This window comes from Tenacibaculum lutimaris, from assembly GCF_003610735.1.
Lineage (GTDB): Bacteria > Bacteroidota > Bacteroidia > Flavobacteriales > Flavobacteriaceae > Polaribacter > Polaribacter lutimaris.
Window position 1 is genome coordinate 75,911 of sequence record NZ_RAQM01000006.1, and the last position, 21,205, is coordinate 97,115.

Here is a 21,205-nt window from a genome sequence, read left to right on the forward strand (position 1 = left end):
TTATTTTTTATGCGTAAATTGTGTCTGCAAAACTACATTAAATAAGGTAACAAGCCCAACAAAGAAATTAATTTTTGCTGCTCAATAAAAAAATAATTTGCATTAACTAAAAACATAAGGTCATGAAGTTCCAATACGCCAATACCAAACTTCCTCTTTATATTCTATCTATTATTACGGTAGCTACATTCGTTTCTTGTGGGTCTGCACAAACGGTTACTAGTAACGACGACGGAATTTATGCGGACGACATTGAACAACCACAACGTAGAGTAATTATTGCTGATGATAGGCAATATGATGAATATGAAGAAAATTACTTTACCAAAGAAGTAGAACGCTTAGGTACTTTAAACGGAACAGATATTTTTACAGATATAGAAAACTACAAATCTGAAAATGCTGATTATTATGATGACGAAGATATTATTTATGAAGATGAACCTGAAACAAGAATTACTTATAATGACAATGAGCCTTGGGGTTATAGTAACAGTAGTGACGTAGTTATAAACATTAATACATATCCTAGATGGGGCTATCATAACGACTGGTATTGGGATTCTTATTATGGCTATGGATACAATTATTACAGACCTTGGTGGAGACCTCGTTATTATAACTATTGGGGATACAACCATCACTGGCATCCTTATCACTGGAACTCTGGATTCTATGTTGGTTTAGGAGGAGGTTATTATGGTTCTTACTGGAACTCTCCTTATTATGGTTATAATTATTATAGACCATACTATTACAACAGATATTATAACAATAACTATTACAGACCTTATAGAGGCGCTAACTACTATAGAAGCAACAGAACAGCAACAACTTCTAGAAGAGGCTATACAACTGGACGCAGAGGAACTACAACCTCAAGACGCTCATCTGATGTTTATAGAAAAAGCAGTGACAGAACCTATCGAAGTTCTAGAAACACACGCTCTACAAGAAACACAAGAGGATACAATACAAGAACCAATAGATCTAACGACAGAAATATAAACCGTTCTACTAGAACAAGAAGTTACAATTCTAGTGGAAGTCGTTCTAACGGAAGCTACAGAAGTGTACCACGTACTACTAGAAGTAGAAGCTCTAGAGGACATGCTGTAAGAAGTCATAACGACAACTCATACAACAACAGAAGTACAACAAGATCTACCAGAAACTCTAGAAGTTATAACACCAACAATACTAGATCTGTAAAAAAATCTACACAAACAAGAAGTTCTCGTAGCTACACTAGATCTAATAACCGAAGTAAAAAAGAATATGCTTCTCGAAGCAGCAATGCTAGAAATAACAGAAGCTATTCAAGATCTTCTAACAGATCTTCATCTTCTCGAAGTCATTCTGCTCCTTCAAGAAACTCACGAAGCAACTCTTCAGGAAATAATTCAAGCTCAAGAAGTAGTAATTCAAGAAGTCTAAGGAGATAATTTAAAAAAGAACACATGAAAAGAATTTTAGCTCTTGCAATTGGTATTGCCAGTACATATACCGCCTATTCACAATCTTTAAACTATAATGATTTAGGAGTTTTATTTTCTAAAGACGATAATTATGGAACCGCTCGTTTTGAAGCCATGAGTGGTGCGTTCGGAGCATTGGGAGGAGATATTTCTTCCTTTGGAATTAACCCAGCAGGTAGTGCCGTTGCTATTAAAAGCACCTTTGGTGTTACTTTAAGTAATAGAAACACAGAGTACACCTCTAATTACTATGGAAATTCTACTAGTACAGCAGATGATTTTTTCAACATAACTCAAGCAGGTGGTATTTTATCTTTTGATTCTGCCTTTAGCTCTGATTGGAATCGTTTTGCATTGACTTTTAATTACCGAATCAAAAAAGATTTTAGCGGATTCCATGCTGCAGAAGGTAATAGTCAATATTTAATTTATAATGAACACGTTGCTGATCCAAAAACTATAAAAACTCAATTCGACAGAAGTCTCGATCAATATAACTCTAGTTATATTGATGGTAAATCGAGTGTATTTAGTTTAGGTTTCTCTTCTGTACACCAAAACAAATTATATGTTGGTGCTTCTTTAAACTTTCATGATTTAGAATTTTACAGAGAACACCTTTTTAATGAAGTAAATGACGACATAGATGGCAACATATTAGATGTAGAAAATTATACTGAGAGCTACATACAAGGAACTGGTTTTTCTATAGGACTAGGATTTATATATAAACTTAACCAAAATATTAGATTTGGTTTAGCCTATGAAACACCTACTTGGTATCAGGAGGTTTTAGAAGACTATTATGATGAGCTTTTAATGAAAAGAGTTGAAAATTTAGGCATCCCTGAAGATTTTGATGTTATTGGTCCTGAATCATATTTATACAAATTTAAATCCCCTAGTAGATTTACTGCCAGTGGAGCTTATGTAATAGGGAAACAAGGGTTGATAAGTGTAGACTACACCTATAAAGATTTTAAAAACATAAAATATAGTGGAGGAAACTTCACTAATACAAACACTAATTTTTCTAACGATTATAGAAACACACATGCACTAAATATTGGTACAGAGTGGCGCTTTGATAATTTAAGTGTTCGTGGCGGATATCATTATGAAAAAGACCCTAATTTACTTTTAGGCAGCAACACTAACAATGATAATATACAAGGATTTTCTGCTGGATTAGGATATAATTTTGGTAACATGAAAATTGATTTAAGTTATAGCAAATCAAACAACAATGAATATTATACAATTTATCAAAATAGTGATTTAAACATAGAAAACAATACTTCTCGAATTTCAGGAACTGTAACATTCAGTTTATAATTCTTAACAATACTATATAAAAATCCTGCTTCCATGCAGGATTTTTTATATATCCATATCTCAGTTTTTTACCTTAATTTTGCTCCTTATTTACAACTTATGAGTTCTATCAAAATAAACATACAAGAAACCAATAACGAAACCATCTTAAAATTTGTTAGCAATAAAATTTTAGTCAACGGTGGTAGTTATGAATACAATAATATTGACGAAGCTAAAAACTCACCTTTAGCTCAACAACTTTTTTATCTTCCGTTTGTAAAAAAAGTATTAGTTACTGCTAATTTTATAGCAATTCAACGATACGATATTGTACAATGGAGTGATGTTGAAGAGGAAGTTAGAGAACAAATTGAAGCTTATATTCAAAGCGGAAATTCGGTAGTAAAAGAAGAAACTACCAAAAAAGATGCTATTGAAGTATATGCTGAAGTTACTCCGAACCCAGCTGTTATGAAATTTGGCACCAACAAAGCTTTAACACAAACCGATGTTGAGTTTACAAATATTGAAGAAGCCAGTAAATCTTCTCCTCTAGCTCAATCCTTATTCAATTTTCCTTTTGTAAAAGAAATTTTCATTTCTGAAAACTATATTTCTATTACAAAATACGATATGATTGAATGGAATGAAGTATACCAAGAGGTTCGTACATTTATCCGCAATTTTCTTCAAGAAGGTAAAGCAATCATTACTGAATTACCAAAACAACAAACAAAACAAAACGTTGAAATTCCTAAAGAAAGTTTAACTGATGTTGAAGCTAAAATTGTTGATATTCTTGATGAATATATCAAACCTGCAGTTGCTTCTGATGGAGGAAATATTGCTTTTCAATCATACGATTCAGAAAGCAAACGAGTAAGCGTAATTTTACAAGGAGCATGTAGCGGATGCCCGTCTTCAACAGTTACACTGAAAAATGGTATTGAAACCATGCTAAAAGAAATGTTACCAAACCAAATCAACGAAGTAGTCGCTATTAACGGATAATTTCACCGTAAACTATACAAAACACATGTCTGAAAACATCAAACCATATAAAGATTCTGAATTAGGAAAAAAAGAACAAGTTGCTAAAATGTTTGACAATATTTCTGAAGATTATGACGGGTTAAACCGTGTTATTTCTTTTGGAATAGATGTTAGTTGGCGTAAGAAAGTAGTAAAACTAGTAGGAGAAAATAATCCGAAGCAAATTTTAGATATTGCAACTGGTACTGGTGATTTGGCCTTGATGATGTCGCAATTAAACCCTGAAAGAATTGTTGGTTTAGACATTTCTGAAGGTATGCTACAAGTAGGAAGACAAAAAGTTGCCAAAGCCAACTTATCTAACAAAATAGAAATGGTTGTTGGCGATAGTGAAAACATTCCTTTTCCTGACAACACTTTTGATGCTATTACAGTTTCTTTTGGAGTTAGAAATTTTGAAAATTTAGATAAAGGTTTAACTGAAATATTTCGTGTATTAAAACCTGGAGGTAAATTTGTTGTATTAGAAACTTCAAATCCAACTAAATTTCCTTTTAAACAAGGGTATAAATTGTACACAAATTTTATTTTACCTATCATTGGCAAACTCTTTTCAAAAGACAAAGTTGCTTACTCATATTTATCTGAAACAGCAAATTCTTTTCCTTTTGGAGAGGCTTTCAACAATATTTTGCAAAAAAATGGGTTTAAGAATGCAAGGAATACACCTGTTACATTTGGTGTAGCATCAATTTATACCGCTTTAAAATAGTATGTTAAAAAGGCTTTTACTTTTCGGAATTTTCGCAGCTTCAATCTCTGCTCAAGCTCAAAGAGAAAAAATATTAAAACTACCTAGTTTTGACAAACCTCTTTTTCATTATGGTTTTTATTTAGGAGCTAATAATAATAGTTACAAAATAGGTTACAAACCAAGTAGTATTAGCGATCCCGAAATTGAAGTAGAATCGTCTATAGGTTTTAATGTTGGTTTAATTGCTGATTTAAGACTTCACAATAACATAAATCTACGTTTTGAACCTGGTTTAATGTCTAACACCAAAACATTACGTTTTAATCATATACCAGGTCCAGAAAACATAAACACACGTGAAGTTGGTGCTACATACTTACATTTACCTTTATTATTAAAGTTTAGCACAAACAGACTTAACAACATGAGGCCTTATGTGATAGGTGGAGTTTCGTACGATCATAATTTTTCGAGTAACGAACGTAACAATGATGATAATTATGCTGGCGAATTTAGAACAACAACTAATAATTTTATGTATGAAGTTGGTATAGGTGTAGATTTTTACCTAAGTTACTTTAAATTCTCTCCTTCTATTAGAGGGGTTTTTGCCATAAATAACGAAGTTAAATATGACAACAAAGCTTCTCAATGGACAGATCCTATTAACTACTTAGGAACAAGAGGGGTATTTTTACATCTAGCTTTTGAGTAAGATTATATTTTATTCTATATATATATAGAAAAGGCTATCAGAATTCTGATAGCCTTTTTCTTTACATTAGATATAGAAATCCCCCGAAATCTATTTACTCTATTAGTTTAGACACATTTTATATCTATAAGTCACATTTTTAAAATAAAAAAAGGTCACTTTCGTGACCTCTTTTCATAAAGATTTCTCTTTATTATTAGATAGAAGTCCCCCGAAATCTATCGTACTGTAAAAACATTGTTTTTATACAACTTCAAAGATATAAAAAAATGTTAATTTTTTGCTAATTTTTTATAACTATTTTATTATCTACCACATCTCTAATTGGTAAAATAACCTTACCTTCTACAGTAGCAATAGTTACACAAATATTATCAATAGCAACAACAACCCCTTCTATATCATTAATAATAACCTTAGCTCCTATCTCTATGTTTTTTCTAGAATAATAACCATAAAGTAATCTAGAAACTGCTTCTCTTGCTCCAAAACCAAAGGCTAAAGTAAAAGCTAAAAGTACTGATCCTATTAATAATGTTACATTACTTTTTATTACTGAAGTATCAACTCCTGCTTGGTCTAGTGCTGTGATAGACAAGAACACAACTATCAAATAAAAAGCAATATTTCCTACTAAGTTTCCTCCTGAAACCTCAAAAGATTTAAACATTGATTGGATTGCTTTTTTAACCATAGTTCCTAAATAAGCCCCCGCAACAAAAATTCCTAACGCAGTTAATAATTTAGGTAAGTAAGCAAAGAAACTTTTTATTCCTTCCGAAACAACTTCTAAGCCAAACATTTCTGCTCCTACCATTACAAAAACAAAAATTAAAAACCACTTTAATACAGCCAAAATCACATTCGTTAATACAATATTTATTGTACTATCACCAAAAATTTCTGTCTTTCGTAATTTTTTTGACCATTCATCTATTTTTGTCTTCGCTAATGCTTTTCTAACTACATATAAAAATACCTTTATTACTAGCCATGAAAGGATTATAAAAAAAATAAACATTGCTACCATTGGCAACGTGTTTATAATTTCTTGAAAAATATCTTTAAAAGGCTGTAAAACATCTATTTCTAAAAAATTCATAACTGCTATACTATATTTGGTTCAATTAATTATTATCGTCTTTTTTATCTTGGGCTTTTCCTCCTCCCATTAAATCTATAATCGTGTTGGGGTATTTTACAACAAATAAATCAGCCATATCAATGGATAGTTTTATCATTGCGACATCATTAAGCACTCTACTTTTAAGTACTTCGGGCAACTCTTCGTTATGTAATATTTTTTTGAATGGGTTATCCATAATTATTACAATTCATTATACGCTTTAATTACTTTCTCCTTAGCTCTTTTTAAGCGCATTTTTACAGCACTTTCCCCTAATTCTAACCCCTCTGAAATATCCTTTATACTCATTTCGTCTTGATATTTCATTAATAATATCATTTTCTCAGAAGGAGAAATCATTTCGAGTGCTTTAGCCAGTTTATCTGACTTTAACTCGAATAATGTAGTATCATCTATATCGTTAACACTATTTTCCTCTTTTATCTCATCTGTTACTACAGTTACTTTTTCTTTTCTTTTCTCTTTATTTCTTTGTACGTAATTCACACAAAAATTGTAGGTAAAAGAATACAACCATGTAGAAAACTTCGACTTTCCTTTAAAAGTTCTCAATTTTACAAATAAACGAATAAACACATCATGCGTTAAATCTTGTGCTTCCTCTTTACTTGATGAAAATCCATAACATTTGTTATACACCACACCAGCATAACGGTCGTATAAAGCAGCAAACAAATGAGTATCATTTTTTTCTACTATTTTACGAACCAATTCTTCGTCGCTTAATTTTGTTACATCAATACTCTCCAAGGGGCAGTATAGTTAGTTTTCCTTTAGTTATAATAGTTGTAAGACACAGAATTTTAAACGGGGGTCACTAACTTTTTCTTTTAATTTACAAAATTAACAAAACATTAACAATTAAGTGAATTATCTCAAAAAAACATCTTTTTTTTGTAACAAAAGATTCTATGCTTACGTATAAGATAATGTAGAGTGAAATTAAAATACATTTGAAGTAGAATGAGACAGCTTAAAATTACAAAACAGGTTACCAACAGAGAAACCGCGTCTTTAGACAAATATTTGCAAGAAATAGGAAAAGTAGACTTAATTACTGCCGATGAAGAAGTAGAATTAGCGCAAAGAATTAAAGCTGGTGACCAAAGAGCTCTTGAAAAATTAACCAAAGCTAACTTACGTTTTGTGGTATCGGTTGCAAAACAATACCAAAATCAAGGATTAACACTTCCTGATTTAATTAACGAAGGAAATTTAGGATTGATTAAAGCTGCGAAACGTTTTGATGAAACTCGTGGATTTAAGTTTATTTCTTATGCTGTATGGTGGATTCGTCAATCTATCTTACAAGCATTGGCTGAACAATCTCGTATTGTTCGTTTACCATTAAATAAAATTGGTTCTATTAACAAAATCAACAAAATGTATGCTTTCTTAGAGCAAGAAAATGAGCGCCCTCCAAGTGCTGAAGAAATTGCCAAGAAATTAGACATGACTGTAAATGATGTTAAAGAGTCGATGAAAAATTCTGGTCGTCACGTATCGATGGATGCTCCATTAATCGAAGGTGAAGACTCTAACTTATATGATGTATTAAACTCTGGTGAATCGCCAAATCCAGATAAAACTTTATTACACGAATCATTACGTATCGAAATTAATCGTGCTTTAGAAACATTAACTCCACGTGAAGCTGATGTTGTAAAGTTATACTTTGGTTTAGGAGAGCACCAGCCAATGACTTTAGAAGAAATTGGTGAAACATTTGATTTAACTCGTGAACGTGTACGTCAAATTAAAGAAAAAGCCATCAGAAGATTAAAACATACATCTCGTAGTAAGATTTTAATGACTTACTTAGGTTAATAATATAAACAACAACAAATAGTTATCGTAACTATTCGTTTTTTGATTAATGAATGAAAGCTCTCAAATTTGAGAGCTTTCTTTTTGGTTTTAATGCTCTTAGTTTTAACTATATTTGCAATTAATAACAACACAACAACTTATATATTAATGGAAAAACTTGTAGCCCCATCAATTTTAGCGGCTGATTTTGGTAACCTACAACGTGATGTTGAAATGGTTAATGATAGTAAAGCAGATTGGTTTCATATTGACATTATGGATGGTGTTTTTGTACCAAATATTTCTTTCGGAATGCCTGTTTTAAAGTCAATTGCAAAACATGCTAATAAAACTATTGATGTACACTTAATGATTGTAGATCCTGATCGTTACATTCAAACTTTTGCTGATTTAGGCGCCGATATTTTAACCGTACATTATGAAGCTTGTACACATTTACATAGAACTGTACAGGCAATAAAAGCTGCTGGTATGAAAGCTGGGGTTGCCTTAAATCCGCACACACCTATCGCAGTTTTAGAAGACATAATAAAAGACTTAGATGTAGTTTGTATTATGAGTGTAAACCCTGGGTTTGGCGGACAATCATTCATTGAAAATACGTACAAGAAAATTCAACAATTAAAAAACTTAATTGAATTTAGCGAAGCATCCACTTTAATTGAAATTGATGGAGGTGTAACTGACCAAAATGCAAATAAGCTAATCGAAGTTGGTGCTGATGTATTAGTAGCAGGTAGTTTTGTTTTTAAAAGTGACAACCCTACAGATACAATTGAAAATTTAAAAAATATTATAAATTAAGAACAACATACTTTAGTAATAAGTAGGACTAAATAATATTATTAAAAAAAGCCATATAAATATTTATATGGCTTTTTTTCACGAAAGCTTATTCTCCTCCGCAGATAACATCATTCATACAAACATAACCTCTAGGAAGAGGTTCACAGTTATGACATAAAACATAAATCCATCCCCCATTAACTGATTTTTGTTCTGACTTATTTAAAACTGAACCTAAGCTTGAAATATTTTTTAACATAATAAAGTGTTTTAAGTTTCTCAAAAATAAATTCTGTCAAATAATTCGCTTCAGAAAAAGCCATAATAAAAGTAAGGTATTTCCTTATTATTAACTTATTATCTGTGTTTATTTCCTATATAAAAACTAAAACTGTTCTAATAAATAATTAATCAAATCGGTCGTTGTTACTATACCTACTAATTCATTATTATTTACAACAGGTAACGCATGAAACTCTTTTTTTGCTAAAATCTCAGCTACCTCTTTAATCGTTGTATCTGAGTTTACAGTTACCAGATTTTTCGCCATTACTTGGTCTATTGTAAACATATTATACACTACTGTATCTACGTCGGTTTCATTTTCATCAACTGCATCTGCAAAACTTATTCGTAATAAATCTGTATAACTTAACATTCCTTTTATTTCGCTTCCACTTACTACTGGAATATGTCTAATATTCTCTTTCTTAAATATTTTTTCAGCAGTCATTAAATCATCAGTACTACTTAAAGTGATTACTTCTTTTGTCATTATTGCTGAAACTGGAGTTCTTTTTTTCATCTTTACTATAGTTTTGTATTATTATCTATTTCAAATTTCAGCATTATATTTAAGTAAAAAACTGATTTAAATCATAGATTCACTCCTATTTTATTTATATCTAAAGTGTAAATATTTACTTATTTTTACAAAAAACATTTTATCTTGACTGAAGACTTAAAGAAATACTACGGCTACTTATTTGAAGATGCATTATTAAAAGAAATAGCTGATGTCGCCATAGCAAAAGATGTAAAAGCAAACGATGTTATTATTGATATAGGAAGCTACATTACCTCTATACCTCTATTGTTAAGTGGTGCCATTAAAATTTTACGTGAAGATAAAGAAGGGGACGACCTTGTTTTATACTATATTGAAAAAGGTGACACTTGCGCCATGACTCTTTCTTGCTGTATGGGGGAAACTAAAAGCAAAATAAAAGCGGTTGCTGAAACTGATGTGAAACTTTTAATGATACCTAAACAAAAAATGAGTGAATGGCTTAGTAAATATAGAAGCTGGCAAGAATTCATCTTACATAGTTATCATAGCAGATTACAAGAGTTCATTGATGCTATTGATACCATTGCTTTTTTAAACATGGATCAACGTTTATTAAAATATTTAAAAGACAAAGCATTGGTAAATAATAACGATACTATAAATGTAACACACCAACAAATTGCTAATGATTTACATACCTCTCGAGTTGTTGTATCTAGACTTTTAAAAGCTTTAGAAAAACAACATAAAATAGAGTTATATCGTAACCAAATTAAAGTGTTAGAATTATAAGCCTGTAACTTAAGTTACATATTTTACAGGAGAATCGTTCTACCTTTATAGTAAATTTTAGAACGATGAAAAAATTAATAGCTTTACTTACTATTTTATCTATTGTTAGCTGTAATCAAGCTAAAAAAAGTGATTACTCTAAGAAAAACTCCAAAAATATTGTAACAGAAGAAGCTAGTATTCCTCCTGGAAAAAAACTGCTTGAAACAAAATGTTTTGTTTGTCATAATGCCGCTACACCACATGACGAAAGGGTTGCTCCACCAATGATCGCCATTAAAGCGCATTATATTAACGAGAACACCTCAGAAGAAGAGTTTACTAAAAGTTTCATAAATTTCGTAGCAAACCCTACAAAAGAAAGCGCTAAAATGAGAGGCGCTATCAAAAGATTTGGAGTGATGCCTTATCAAAAGTTTGAAGAAGAAGATCTCAAGAAGATAGCAAATTATCTATATAACTATAAAATTGAAGAACCTAGCTGGTTTAAAGAGCATTGGGAGTCTAAGCAAAGTAAAAGCTATATTAATTCAGGTAGAGAGGTAAGCGATATCCAATCTAGCAAAACTCCTGAAGAAACTGGATTAGAGTACGCCATGGAAACTAAAAAAACATTAGGTAAAAACTTAATGAGTGCAATTCAAAAAAAAGGAACTTTACACGCTTTACAATTTTGTAATGAAAAAGCTTACAAGCTAACCGATAGTATGGCTACAAATTTTAATGCTTCCATTAAAAGAGTTTCAGACAAACCAAGAAACCTCAACAATACTGCAAACACTGAAGAGTTAAATATTATTGAAGGATACAAAAGAATTGTAAGTAACAAAGAGGAAATTAAACCTGTTACGAAACAAGTAGGTAACAAAACCCAATTCTATTACCCTATTATAACGAATAACATGTGCTTACAATGCCATGGAACCCCTAACACACAAATAAAACCTGAAACTTTAAAAGAATTAGCTCTCCTATACCCCACCGATAAAGCTCAAGGTTACGATGTAAATCAGGTACGAGGAATTTGGAGCATAACATTTAAAAATTAAAATTATGGGAAAATTTTCTGAAATAATTAAAGGAGACAAACCTGTTTTGGTTGATTTCTTTGCTGAATGGTGTGGTCCATGTAAAATGATGGCTCCTATATTAAAAGAAGTAAAAGAAGATTTAGGAGAAAATGTTATTATTTTAAAAATAGACATTGATAAAAATCAACAAATAGCCAATACCTACCAAATTAGGGGTGTTCCTACCTTTATGCTTTTTAAAGAAGGCAAACTATTATGGAGACAATCAGGAATGTTATATAAGAACGATTTGATTAGTATTATTAATAACCATGTGAAATAATATCATTATTTTTATTACACCTTATTGCTACTAAAAAAACGTTCTTATTTAATAACCTCATAAACAATCTTCAGTATGGAAGACATGCTCTTTTATGATAGAATGCAGTTTGCTTTCACTATTACTTTTCACTACTTATTTCCACAATTAACAATGGGACTATCTTTAATGATAGTCTTCTTTAAATGGAAATTTTTAAGAACTAAACTTGAAAAACACAACGATGCTGCTAAGTTTTGGATGAAAATCTTTGCTTTAAACTTTGCCATGGGAGTAGTTACTGGGATTCCTATGGAATTTCAATTCGGAACTAACTGGGCTAAGTTCTCCGAGCTTACTGGTGGTATTATAGGTCAAACATTAGCTATGGAAGGAATGTTTTCTTTCTTCCTAGAATCTTCATTTTTAGGATTATTTTTATTTGGTGAAAAAAAACTAGGACATAAACTTCATTTTTTAACTGGATTCCTTGTCTTTTTAGGTTCTTGGGCAAGTGGTTTTTTAATCATTGCTACACATTCTTGGATGCAAAATCCTGTAGGCTATGAAATACTAGCCAACGGTAAGTTTGTACTAAATAACTTTTCAGCTTTATTCTCAAACCCATGGTTATGGCCTTCTTATTTACATAATCAAGCAGCCTCCTTGGTTACCAGTTCTTTTGTAGTCGCTGGTATAGGAGCTCTTTATCTTTTAAACAAGAAGCACTTAGAATTTGGTAAATTATTTTTAAAAACTGGAGTTATTTTCGGAGTTGTAGCATCTATTTTAGTTGCTTTTCCTACAGGTGATTTAGCCGCTAAAAATGTAGTAAAATATCAACCTATAACCTTTGCCGCTATGGAAGGTATATTTGAAACAGAAAAAGGAGGTTCTGAAATAATATTAATTGGACAACCAAATATGCTGGAGAAAAAATTAGACAATAAAATTGCTGTTCCTAACATCTTAAGCTTTTTAACCTATCAAGAATGGAATGCAGAAATTAAAGGACTCAATGAGTTTGATGAAAAAAACTACCCAACAAACATACCGGGTTTGTATTATGCATATCATATAATGGTGGGATTAGGAACTATTTTTATTGCTTTGATGTTAGCTAGCATTGTTCAATTATTTAGAAAAAAGTTATATGATACAAAATGGATTTTATGGGCATTACTCTTTATGATTCCATTTCCTTATATTGCTAATACCACTGGTTGGTATACTGCTGAATTAGGCCGTCAACCTTGGTTAGTTTATAATTTACTACGAACATCTGCTGGAGCATCTCCTACAGTATCCTCAGGAAACACTTTATTTACTCTTTTAGGATTTATCGGATTATACCTACTATTAGGAATGTTATTTTTAATTTTAGTTGGAAAAATCATTAACAAAGGACCTCAAACAACACGTTAAGTTATGGAACTATTTTGGTATGTAGTATTAGTTACAATGTTAGCCATTTATGTTATTTTAGATGGTTATGATTTTGGCGCAGGAATTATTCATTTATTCTTTGCTAAAAAAGAAGAAGACAAAAAAAAGGTTGTAAAAGCAATAGGTCCATTTTGGGATGCAAACGAAGTATGGTTGATTGCTGCTGGTGGTGTTTTATTTTTTGCTTTCCCTACTTTATACGCTTCATCATTTAGTGGTTTTTACCTCCCTTTAATGATGGTTTTATGGCTACTAATTTTTAGAGCTATTGGTTTAGAGCTTCGCGGACAAATACATAATAAAATATGGGAAAGTATTTGGGATAAAGCTTTTGGAATTGCCAGTTTACTTCTTGCCTTATTTTTTGGAGTTGCATTAGGAAATGTCGTACGTGGTGTTAATCTAGGAAATGTGGTAGATGGTGTTTCTACTCATGAAGCACATTATTTTTTCCTTCCTTTATGGAATTCGGAATTCTCTCCTCATTCTGAAACACTTGGTGTTATTGATTGGTTTACTTTACTTCTAGGAATTATTGCAGTAGTATCACTAACAATTCATGGTGCCAATTGGGTAATTTTCAAAACCAATGCTAGTATTAATAACCAATTAAAGAAAGTTGTTTTTACTCTTTCTTTTGTTTTATTAGGCTTAGTAATTATTTCATTATTCGCTTGGCATATTATAGAACCTAAACCATTTCATAATTTTATAGAACATCCTTTCCTTTGGATATTTCCTTTACTAACGTTTATAGGCTTGTTTGGTTTATTCAACGTAAAAAAATATACAAAGCACATCACTGGTTTTTTATATTCTTCGTTGTTTTTATTAGGAGGCTTGGCAACTACAGTCGCTTCAATTTTCCCTAAAGTTTTGCCTTCAACTAATAATATAAATCCTGATTTAACAATTTACAATGTAGCTGCTGACGAATACGGTTTATCTGTTGGTATAAATTGGTTTTTTATAGCTACAATACTAGTAATTGTTTATTTTGTTATTCAGTATAAAGTTTTTAAAGGAAAAATGGATGATGTAGACTATGGTGAGCATTAGTCTACTTCTTATACTTAGCTAAATAAAAAACATTCTATTAAAACCTTACTCCTATGTAACTAAAGTTGCAGACTACAGCCTATACAATATTTAAATTAGTGTATAATTTAAAAGCTGTTATCATGAAAACTTTAAACACAATAGGCTTGCTATTCTTATTACTTTTTTCAAGTGTTAGTAGCTCTTGCCAAAATACAAACAACACCAGTCTTACTCTTTCTCAACAAGAAAAAAATGAAATGCTTTTGATGTTAGAAGAAGAAAAATTAGCTTTTGATGTTTATAACTTCCTTAATGAAAAATGGAACCTACGTGTTTTTGAAAACATCAGTCAAAGCGAAGAACGACATATGAACGCCATGAAAGGTTTATTACAATACAATAATATTGCCTTTACCTTAAATAAAGAAAGAGGTGTTTTTAAAAATTCTGAACTTCAAAAGTTATATGATGAGTTAATAAGTAAAGGACAAAAATCTAAACTAGATGCACTTGAAGTAGGTAAGTTAATTGAAGAAAAAGATATTGAAGATCTACAGTTAGCTATTAAGAACACCAATGATGAATACAGTATAAATGTATATACCAATTTATTAAACGCTTCATACAATCACTTAAACGCATTTAACAGAAACATTTCCAAGTATTAGTTGATTTTTAATTGTTAGTTAATAACGTCTAGACTTTTGTTTAGGCGTTTTTTCATTGTAACATTAGTTACTGACTACTGTGTTTTATGCCACTAAATTTGCTGTAACAAAACAGAAAAAATGAAAACATCATATATTAGTTTATTTACGGTGGCACTTTTTATATCTGCTACTACCCTAGCTCAAACTAAAATTTCCATTTCAAAAGGTGAAGTTTTAAAAAGAGTTCAGGAAAATAACACCTCTTTAAAAATATCTGAACAAAACTATCAGCAAGCACGTGCCGATTATAAGCAAACCAATGCTGTATTCTTACCAAATATTACTGCCTCTCATACAGGAATTGTAACAACCAACCCATTAATGGCATTTGGTAGTAAATTGAATCAGGAAATTTTAACACAGGCAGATTTCAATCCTGATTTATTGAATAACCCAAAACGAACACAAAACTTCGCTACTAAAATTGAAGTACAACAACCTTTAGTGAATTTAGACGGTATTTACCAACGTAAGGCTGCTAAAACTAAAATGGAAGCAACCAACTTGCAAACACAACGTACTCAAGAATATTTATTACTTGAAGTAGAAAAAGCATACATGCAATTGCAATTAGCTCACAAGGGAGTTTCAGTATTAGAAAAAGCATTAAAAGCTGCAGAAGTAAACCAACAAATGGCAGAAAACAGCTTTAAGCAGGGATATTTACAACGTGCAGATGTACTAGCAGTTGAAGTTAGAGTTACTGAAGTAAAAAATCAGTTACAAACAGCAAAAAGCAATGTGCTAAATGCTTCTAACTATTTGTCTTTTTTAATGAATGAAACACAAAACAACATTTATGAACCTTCAGATAGTTTGCAAGTACACTTAACGAATCAACTAGCTGACGTTACTATTTCTGAAAACCGTTCAGATATTAAAGCAATGGAATTAGCTTCTGAGGCTTATCAAAAAATGCACAAAGCCGATAAGATGGATTTTCTTCCACGCTTAAATGCTTTTGGTAGTTACGAGTTGTACGATGATAAAATTTTCAATGTTGATGCAAGTGGTTACGTAATAGGAGCGCAATTAACTTGGGATATTTTCAAAGGCTCTAAACGCTACGGAAAAGCACAAAAAAGTAAAGCGCAGTATGAAAAGTCTAGATTAGAATACGAACAGTACAAATCTAAAAGTCAATTAGAATTAAATAATACCAAACGATTGTTAACTGATGCTGAGGAACAGTTAAAACTAACCGAATTGGCTTTACAACAATCAGAAGAAGCCTTACGAATCAGAAAAAATAGATTTAAAGAAGGGTTAGAAAAAACATCTGATTTATTAACCGCTGAAACGCAATATGCTCAAAAGCAACTAGAATATTACCAAACTGTATATCAATATAATTATACCAAAGCTTACTTAGATTTTTTAACTAAAGAATAATCAACAAATGAAAACTATATATACAATCGCCCTTGCCGCATCACTTTTAACAATAAGTTGTGGTAAAAAAGAAACAACAAACAATAACAACAAACCAACAGTAGCTGTAAAAGTTGCCAAAGTAACGGCTAATGATAACAATCCGTTTATAACAGCAAGCGGAAAAGTGGAAGCTACCAACAGTGCTGAATTAAGTACTCGTATGATGGGTTATGTAACTAACATACACGTAAAAGTTGGTGATAAAGTAAACAAAGGTCAATTATTATTATCTATCAATAACAGCGATTTACAAGCTAAGAAAGCTCAAGTAGAGGCTAACATTATTAAAGCGAAAGCAGGATTTTCAAGTGCTGAAAAAGATTACAATCGCTTTAAAAACTTATTTGAACAAAATAGCGCTTCTCAAAAGGAGTTTGACGATATCACTGTTCATTACAATGTTGCCAAAGCTAATTTAGAAGCTGCAAAACAGATGAGAAATGAAATCAATTCTCAGTTTGCTTACACGAATATCAGAGCCCCTTTTTCAGGAGTGGTAACTAACAAATTTATTGATAAAGGTGCAATGGCGAATCCTGGAATGCCTTTAATTTCTGTAGAAGGAAAAGGCGGATTTGAAGTTACTGCGTTAGTACCAGAAAGTGATATTTCTCAAATTAAAAAGGATACTAAGGTTGATGTAACTATCAAATCAATCAACAAAACAGTTACAGGTAACGTATCAGAAGTAAGTACCTCAGCAAAAAACACAGGAGGACAATACTTAGTTAAAATTAACCTAGATAAAACCGATGTGAAATTGTTATCAGGAATGTTTGCTACTGTTCAGTTTCCTGTTGAAAAAACACAAAAAAGTACTGACATGGTTTTAATTCCGTCAGAAGCTTTAGTACACAAAGGACAACTATCAGGAATTTATACGGTAAGTCAAAGTAATACTGCTGTGTTGCGTTGGTTACGCTTAGGAAGAACTTTTGGAGATCAAGTAGAAGTTTTATCAGGTTTATCTGCCAATGAAAGTTATATCATTTCTTCTGAAGGTAAGCTATACAACGGAGCGAACATTACAATTAAATAAGTAAAAAATTGCGTTAGGGATAGAAGCAGGCTACCATGTAGCGCGAATAGCCCGACCACATAGTGGTAACGCCCAAAATAATAAAACATGAAAGAAGGTTTAGCAGGAAAAATAGCCAAAGGGTTTATAGGCTCTAAACTTACCATATTATTAATGGTAGTGTTTATGGTAATTGGTGTGTATAGTTCTTTTTTAATTCCGAGAGAAGAAGAACCACAGATTGATGTGCCTATGGCTGACATTTTTGTAGGGTATCCAGGAGCGAGCCCTACAGAAGTAGAATCGAGAGTTATCAAACCCTTAGAAAAAATAATTTCGAACATCAAAGGAATAGAGTACGTATACTCTACTTCGATGAAAGAACAAGGAATGGTCATTGTTCAGTTTTATGTGGGAGAAGACATCGAACGCTCGTTTGTAAAACTATACAATGAGATTAACAAACATATGGATCAAATGCCGAAAGGTGTTACGATGCCTTTGGTAAAAACACGTGCAATTGATGATGTACCTATGTTAGGGTTGACATTATGGAGTGAAAACTATGATGACTATCAATTAAAACAAATGGCACAAGAACTTACCAACGAAATCGAAAAGGTAAACGATGTAGCGATTACTCAAAAAATTGGAGGTAGAAATCGTGAAGTACGTGTTGTAATAGATAAAGATAAATTAGCCGCTAGTGGGCTAGACTTTTTATCGGTTACTGAAATGCTAAAAGCCAGCAATCAGCAACTGAGTGCTGGAAGTTATGATAAAAATGATACCGAGTTTTTAGTAACTACAGGAAAGTTTTTACAATCTGCTGAAGATGTTAAAAACTTAGTCGTTGGTGTACAACAAAATCAACCAATTTATTTAAAACAAGTTGCGAACGTACTAGACGGTCCAGAAATTCCTAAAAACTATGTAAGTTTTGGGTACGGACAAGCGAGTAGTAATGCTTCGACATATCAATCAGAATATCCAGCGGTAACCATATCGGTAGCTAAACGAAAAGGTGCAGATGCAATGCAAATTGCCGATGTTATTTTAGCTAAGGTTGATCATTTACGTACCAACTTGATTCCTGATGATGTACATGTTGAAGTTACACGTAACTATGGTGAAACAGCCTCACAAAAAGTATCAGAATTATTATTACACTTAATCGGTGCTATTATCGCCGTAACTTTAGTCGTAATGTTGGCCATGGGATGGCGAGGTGGTTTAGTGGTATTCTTATCAGTTCCCATCACTTTTGCGCTTACCTTGTTAAGTTACTACATGTTAGATTATACCTTAAACAGAATTACCTTATTTGCTTTGGTATTTGTAACAGGTATTGTGGTAGATGATTCCATTATTATTGCCGAAAATATGCATAGGCATTTTAAAATGAAACGATTACCGTTTAAGCAAGCTGCCTTATATGCTATTAACGAAGTAGGTAACCCAACTATATTAGCCACTTTTACCGTAATTGCTTCGGTATTACCAATGGCATTCGTTTCTGGATTAATGGGGCCTTATATGAGTCCAATGCCTATTGGAGCTTCTATCGCCATGATTTTGTCATTATTTGTTGCGTTAACGATTACTCCGTATTTAGGATATATTTTCTTACGCGAAAAAGACAAGCATGGTGCCGAGGAAAAGGTAGAAGAAGATGAAACCAAAGCAATGCAAAGCACGCTAATCTATAAATTGTATGAACGATTCGAGCGTCCGCTTATTGAAAATAAAACCAAACGTTGGGCATTCTTAGGAATCACTATTGTTTTATTACTAGGTTCTATGTCGTTATTCTTTACCAAATCGGTAGCTGTAAAGATGTTGCCTTTTGATAATAAAAACGAATTCCAGGTAGTAATTGATATGCCTGAAGGTACCACATTAGAACGTACCGATGCGGTAACCAAAGAAATTGCACAGTACTTAGCTACACGACCAGAAGTAGTAAACTACCAAAGTTATGTGGGTACTTCTGCCCCAATTACCTTTAACGGATTGGTACGTCACTACGATTTACGTGGTGGTAGTAATATGGCGGATATTCAGGTAAACTTGGTTGACAAAAAAGATAGAAGTATACAAAGTCACGATATAGCTAAATTGATGCGTGGTGATATTCAAAACATTGCTAAAAAGTTCAAAGCAAATGTAAAATTAGTAGAAGTTCCACCAGGACCACCTGTATTATCAACCATTGTTGCTGAAGTGTACGGGCCAGATTATGAAAAGCAAATTGAAATTGCTAATGAAGTTCAAAATATCTTACATAATACAAATGACGTTGTAGATATCGATTGGATGGTAGAAGACAATCAAACTGAATATGAATTTGTAATCGACAAGGAAAAAGCAATGTTGTATGGTGTGGCACCTCAGCAAATTGCTTACACATTGAATATGGCATTGTCTAACAGAGCGGTTTCAACCTTATATGATGAAGACGCTTCTAATCAAGTAGGAATTGTGTTTGCTTTGGATGAGAAAGAGAAGTCTTCTGTTCAAGATATTGCTCAGTTACAGATTAAATCGCAACACGGCAACATGGTTTCTATAAGTGATTTAGTTTCTATTGAAGAAAAGAACAGCGCAAAAAGTATTTACAGAAAGAATCAAAAACGTGTGGTATATGTGATGGCTGATATGGCTGGGGAATTGGAAAGTCCTGCTTATGCTATTTTAGGGATGGAAGAAAAATTAAAAGAGATTCCGCTTCCAAAGGGATATGAATTAAATGAGCTATACATTAAACAACCCGATTTTGAAGATAATTACACCGTAAAATGGGATGGTGAATGGCAAATTACCTTAGAAGTGTTTAGAGATTTAGGTATCGCCTTTTTAGGAGTAATCATTATTATTTATATGTTGATTGTAGGGTGGTTTCAAAACTTTAAAGCTCCAATTGTAATGATGGTTGCAATTCCATTATCTATGGTAGGAATTATTTTAGGACACTGGATGATGGGGGCTTATTTTACAGCTACTTCATTTATTGGAATGATTGCCCTAGCAGGAATTATGGTACGAAACTCCGTCTTACTTATTGACTTCGTTAATTTACGTTTAGCAGAAGGAATTCCGTTAAAACAAGCTGTTATAGAAGCTGGTGCTGTTCGTACTACTCCTATTCTACTAACTGCAGGTACTGTAGTTATTGGGGCATTTGTAATCTTATTTGACCCTATTTTCCAAGGATTAGCCATTTCTTTAATGGGAGGAACTATTACTGCAACTGTACTAACCTTATTGGTAGTACCATTAGTATACTATTTAATTGAACGTAAAAACTATAAATAAGATGAAGTTATTAATAATAACCGTAGTTGATGGGCTTCAAAATGAAGTAATGAAACTATTAAAAGAAGCAGCTATAGATAATTTTAGTGCTTCTGATATTGAAGGTTTTCGAAATTCTTTTCCTGTAATTTCTGTAAATGATTGGTTTTCTGGAAATGAAAAAGCAACTGGTTCATATATGTATTTCTCATTTACTGAAACTGATAAAATAGATACACTGTTTAACTTAATTGAAACTTTTAATAAAAATTTAGAAACAAATAATCCAATACGAGCTGTTGTGGTTCCTATTGATAAATATATTTAA

The 21,205-nt window shown here is 32.0% G+C and carries 22 protein-coding genes; 17 read left to right on the top strand and 5 right to left on the bottom strand.

Annotated elements, in window-relative coordinates; all coding sequences use genetic code 11:
- Positions 1 to 122: 122 nt before the first annotated feature.
- The 5 genes from C8N26_RS00465 (at position 123) to porT (ending at position 5,257) form a co-directional block, all read left to right on the top strand.
- Positions 123 to 1,445 (top strand): hypothetical protein, encoded by a 1,323-nt coding sequence (locus C8N26_RS00465; RefSeq protein WP_120185576.1) that lies wholly within the window; start codon positions 123 to 125, stop codon positions 1,443 to 1,445.
- Positions 1,446 to 1,460: 15 nt separating this feature from the next.
- Entirely contained in the window at positions 1,461 to 2,813 is a 1,353-nt protein-coding gene (locus C8N26_RS00470) for an OmpP1/FadL family transporter (protein WP_120185577.1), read from the top strand.
- A gap of 99 nt (positions 2,814 to 2,912) precedes the next feature.
- Positions 2,913 to 3,806 carry a NifU family protein gene (locus tag C8N26_RS00475; RefSeq protein ID WP_120185578.1) on the top strand — a complete coding sequence of 298 codons (894 nt, stop codon included), beginning with the start codon at positions 2,913 to 2,915 and terminating at the stop codon, positions 3,804 to 3,806.
- 25 nt (positions 3,807 to 3,831) lie between these two features.
- Entirely contained in the window at positions 3,832 to 4,560 is a 729-nt protein-coding gene (gene ubiE, locus C8N26_RS00480; RefSeq protein ID WP_120185579.1) for a bifunctional demethylmenaquinone methyltransferase/2-methoxy-6-polyprenyl-1,4-benzoquinol methylase UbiE, read from the top strand.
- Position 4,561: 1 nt separating this feature from the next.
- Complete coding sequence (porT, locus tag C8N26_RS00485; protein WP_120185580.1) at positions 4,562 to 5,257, top strand: type IX secretion/gliding motility protein PorT/SprT; 696 nt, start codon at positions 4,562 to 4,564, stop codon at positions 5,255 to 5,257.
- A gap of 283 nt (positions 5,258 to 5,540) precedes the next feature.
- Here the strand turns inward: porT and C8N26_RS00490 are convergent, their stop codons facing one another.
- From C8N26_RS00490 to C8N26_RS00500, 3 genes are read right to left on the bottom strand one after another with little or no spacing between them, the layout of a single operon-like run.
- On the bottom strand, positions 5,541 to 6,359 hold the full coding sequence (locus C8N26_RS00490; protein ID WP_051435839.1) for a mechanosensitive ion channel family protein: 819 nt from the start codon (positions 6,357 to 6,359) through the stop codon (positions 5,541 to 5,543).
- Between the two features lie 25 nt (positions 6,360 to 6,384).
- A complete protein-coding gene (locus C8N26_RS00495) occupies positions 6,385 to 6,579 on the bottom strand; it encodes a hypothetical protein (RefSeq protein WP_038005480.1) in 195 nt (64 codons plus the stop codon).
- Positions 6,580 to 6,584: 5 nt separating this feature from the next.
- Entirely contained in the window at positions 6,585 to 7,154 is a 570-nt protein-coding gene (locus C8N26_RS00500) for an RNA polymerase sigma factor (RefSeq protein ID WP_028891226.1), read from the bottom strand.
- 213 nt (positions 7,155 to 7,367) lie between these two features.
- On the opposite strand from C8N26_RS00500, the gene C8N26_RS00505 reads away from it, so the two are divergent.
- Positions 7,368 to 8,231 (top strand): sigma-70 family RNA polymerase sigma factor, encoded by an 864-nt coding sequence (locus C8N26_RS00505; protein WP_028891227.1) that lies wholly within the window; start codon positions 7,368 to 7,370, stop codon positions 8,229 to 8,231.
- Between the two features lie 150 nt (positions 8,232 to 8,381).
- Complete coding sequence (gene rpe, locus C8N26_RS00510) at positions 8,382 to 9,038, top strand: ribulose-phosphate 3-epimerase (RefSeq protein ID WP_120185581.1); 657 nt, start codon at positions 8,382 to 8,384, stop codon at positions 9,036 to 9,038.
- 88 nt (positions 9,039 to 9,126) lie between these two features.
- Here the strand turns inward: rpe and C8N26_RS13435 are convergent, their stop codons facing one another.
- Together C8N26_RS13435 and C8N26_RS00515 are read right to left on the bottom strand one after the other, a co-directional pair.
- Positions 9,127 to 9,279 (bottom strand): hypothetical protein, encoded by a 153-nt coding sequence (locus C8N26_RS13435; protein WP_170141608.1) that lies wholly within the window; start codon positions 9,277 to 9,279, stop codon positions 9,127 to 9,129.
- 126 nt (positions 9,280 to 9,405) lie between these two features.
- A complete protein-coding gene (locus C8N26_RS00515; protein WP_028891229.1) occupies positions 9,406 to 9,825 on the bottom strand; it encodes a CBS domain-containing protein in 420 nt (139 codons plus the stop codon).
- Positions 9,826 to 9,969: 144 nt separating this feature from the next.
- Here C8N26_RS00515 and C8N26_RS00520 point away from each other — a divergent pair, with 144 nt between their 5' ends.
- The 10 genes from C8N26_RS00520 to C8N26_RS00565 all read left to right on the top strand — a co-directional run bounded on the left by C8N26_RS00520 (position 9,970) and on the right by C8N26_RS00565 (position 21,205).
- The gene (locus C8N26_RS00520; RefSeq protein ID WP_120185582.1) at positions 9,970 to 10,602 is read left to right on the top strand and encodes a Crp/Fnr family transcriptional regulator; all 633 of its coding nucleotides are present in this window, start codon (positions 9,970 to 9,972) and stop codon (positions 10,600 to 10,602) included.
- A 65-nt stretch (positions 10,603 to 10,667) separates the two neighbouring features.
- Positions 10,668 to 11,651 carry a c-type heme family protein gene (locus C8N26_RS00525; RefSeq protein WP_120185583.1) on the top strand — a complete coding sequence of 328 codons (984 nt, stop codon included), beginning with the start codon at positions 10,668 to 10,670 and terminating at the stop codon, positions 11,649 to 11,651.
- 4 nt (positions 11,652 to 11,655) lie between these two features.
- Positions 11,656 to 11,955, top strand: coding sequence for a thioredoxin (gene trxA / locus C8N26_RS00530; RefSeq protein WP_028891232.1), 300 nt, complete (start codon positions 11,656 to 11,658; stop codon positions 11,953 to 11,955).
- Positions 11,956 to 12,030: 75 nt separating this feature from the next.
- The gene (locus C8N26_RS00535; RefSeq protein ID WP_120185584.1) at positions 12,031 to 13,359 is read left to right on the top strand and encodes a cytochrome ubiquinol oxidase subunit I; all 1,329 of its coding nucleotides are present in this window, start codon (positions 12,031 to 12,033) and stop codon (positions 13,357 to 13,359) included.
- A gap of 3 nt (positions 13,360 to 13,362) precedes the next feature.
- Positions 13,363 to 14,439, top strand: a complete 1,077-nt coding sequence (cydB, locus tag C8N26_RS00540; protein WP_120185585.1) for a cytochrome d ubiquinol oxidase subunit II — start codon at positions 13,363 to 13,365, stop codon at positions 14,437 to 14,439.
- A 122-nt stretch (positions 14,440 to 14,561) separates the two neighbouring features.
- On the top strand, positions 14,562 to 15,089 hold the full coding sequence (locus C8N26_RS00545) for a ferritin-like domain-containing protein (protein ID WP_120185586.1): 528 nt from the start codon (positions 14,562 to 14,564) through the stop codon (positions 15,087 to 15,089).
- A gap of 120 nt (positions 15,090 to 15,209) precedes the next feature.
- Complete coding sequence (locus C8N26_RS00550; protein ID WP_120185587.1) at positions 15,210 to 16,523, top strand: TolC family protein; 1,314 nt, start codon at positions 15,210 to 15,212, stop codon at positions 16,521 to 16,523.
- 7 nt (positions 16,524 to 16,530) lie between these two features.
- Positions 16,531 to 17,604: an efflux RND transporter periplasmic adaptor subunit gene (locus tag C8N26_RS00555; RefSeq protein WP_120185588.1), complete on the top strand. Its 1,074-nt coding sequence runs from the start codon at positions 16,531 to 16,533 to the stop codon at positions 17,602 to 17,604.
- A gap of 87 nt (positions 17,605 to 17,691) precedes the next feature.
- Entirely contained in the window at positions 17,692 to 20,898 is a 3,207-nt protein-coding gene (locus tag C8N26_RS00560; RefSeq protein ID WP_120185589.1) for an efflux RND transporter permease subunit, read from the top strand.
- Position 20,899: 1 nt separating this feature from the next.
- Positions 20,900 to 21,205, top strand: a complete 306-nt coding sequence (locus C8N26_RS00565) for a hypothetical protein (RefSeq protein ID WP_099215687.1) — start codon at positions 20,900 to 20,902, stop codon at positions 21,203 to 21,205.

Bases quoted from the DNA above. Each gene is read 5' to 3' on its own strand.
- C8N26_RS00505 (WP_028891227.1), top strand. From the start codon at position 7,368: ATGAGACAGCTTAAAATTACAAAACAGGTTACCAACAGAGAAACCGCG.
- C8N26_RS00545 (WP_120185586.1), top strand. From the start codon at position 14,562: ATGAAAACTTTAAACACAATAGGCTTGCTATTCTTATTACTTTTTTCA.
- C8N26_RS00515 (WP_028891229.1), bottom strand. From the start codon at position 9,825: ATGAAAAAAAGAACTCCAGTTTCAGCAATAATGACAAAAGAAGTAATC.
- C8N26_RS00525 (WP_120185583.1), top strand. From the start codon at position 10,668: ATGAAAAAATTAATAGCTTTACTTACTATTTTATCTATTGTTAGCTGT.
- cydB (WP_120185585.1), top strand. From the start codon at position 13,363: ATGGAACTATTTTGGTATGTAGTATTAGTTACAATGTTAGCCATTTAT.
- C8N26_RS00535 (WP_120185584.1), top strand. From the start codon at position 12,031: ATGGAAGACATGCTCTTTTATGATAGAATGCAGTTTGCTTTCACTATT.
- C8N26_RS00490 (WP_051435839.1), bottom strand. From the start codon at position 6,359: ATGAATTTTTTAGAAATAGATGTTTTACAGCCTTTTAAAGATATTTTT.
- C8N26_RS00475 (WP_120185578.1), top strand. From the start codon at position 2,913: ATGAGTTCTATCAAAATAAACATACAAGAAACCAATAACGAAACCATC.
- ubiE (WP_120185579.1), top strand. From the start codon at position 3,832: ATGTCTGAAAACATCAAACCATATAAAGATTCTGAATTAGGAAAAAAA.
- C8N26_RS00560 (WP_120185589.1), top strand. From the start codon at position 17,692: ATGAAAGAAGGTTTAGCAGGAAAAATAGCCAAAGGGTTTATAGGCTCT.
- trxA (WP_028891232.1), top strand. From the start codon at position 11,656: ATGGGAAAATTTTCTGAAATAATTAAAGGAGACAAACCTGTTTTGGTT.
- C8N26_RS00495 (WP_038005480.1), bottom strand. From the start codon at position 6,579: ATGGATAACCCATTCAAAAAAATATTACATAACGAAGAGTTGCCCGAA.
- C8N26_RS13435 (WP_170141608.1), bottom strand. From the start codon at position 9,279: ATGTTAAAAAATATTTCAAGCTTAGGTTCAGTTTTAAATAAGTCAGAA.
- rpe (WP_120185581.1), top strand. From the start codon at position 8,382: ATGGAAAAACTTGTAGCCCCATCAATTTTAGCGGCTGATTTTGGTAAC.
- C8N26_RS00565 (WP_099215687.1), top strand. From the start codon at position 20,900: ATGAAGTTATTAATAATAACCGTAGTTGATGGGCTTCAAAATGAAGTA.
- C8N26_RS00470 (WP_120185577.1), top strand. From the start codon at position 1,461: ATGAAAAGAATTTTAGCTCTTGCAATTGGTATTGCCAGTACATATACC.
- C8N26_RS00555 (WP_120185588.1), top strand. From the start codon at position 16,531: ATGAAAACTATATATACAATCGCCCTTGCCGCATCACTTTTAACAATA.
- C8N26_RS00465 (WP_120185576.1), top strand. From the start codon at position 123: ATGAAGTTCCAATACGCCAATACCAAACTTCCTCTTTATATTCTATCT.
- C8N26_RS00550 (WP_120185587.1), top strand. From the start codon at position 15,210: ATGAAAACATCATATATTAGTTTATTTACGGTGGCACTTTTTATATCT.
- porT (WP_120185580.1), top strand. From the start codon at position 4,562: ATGTTAAAAAGGCTTTTACTTTTCGGAATTTTCGCAGCTTCAATCTCT.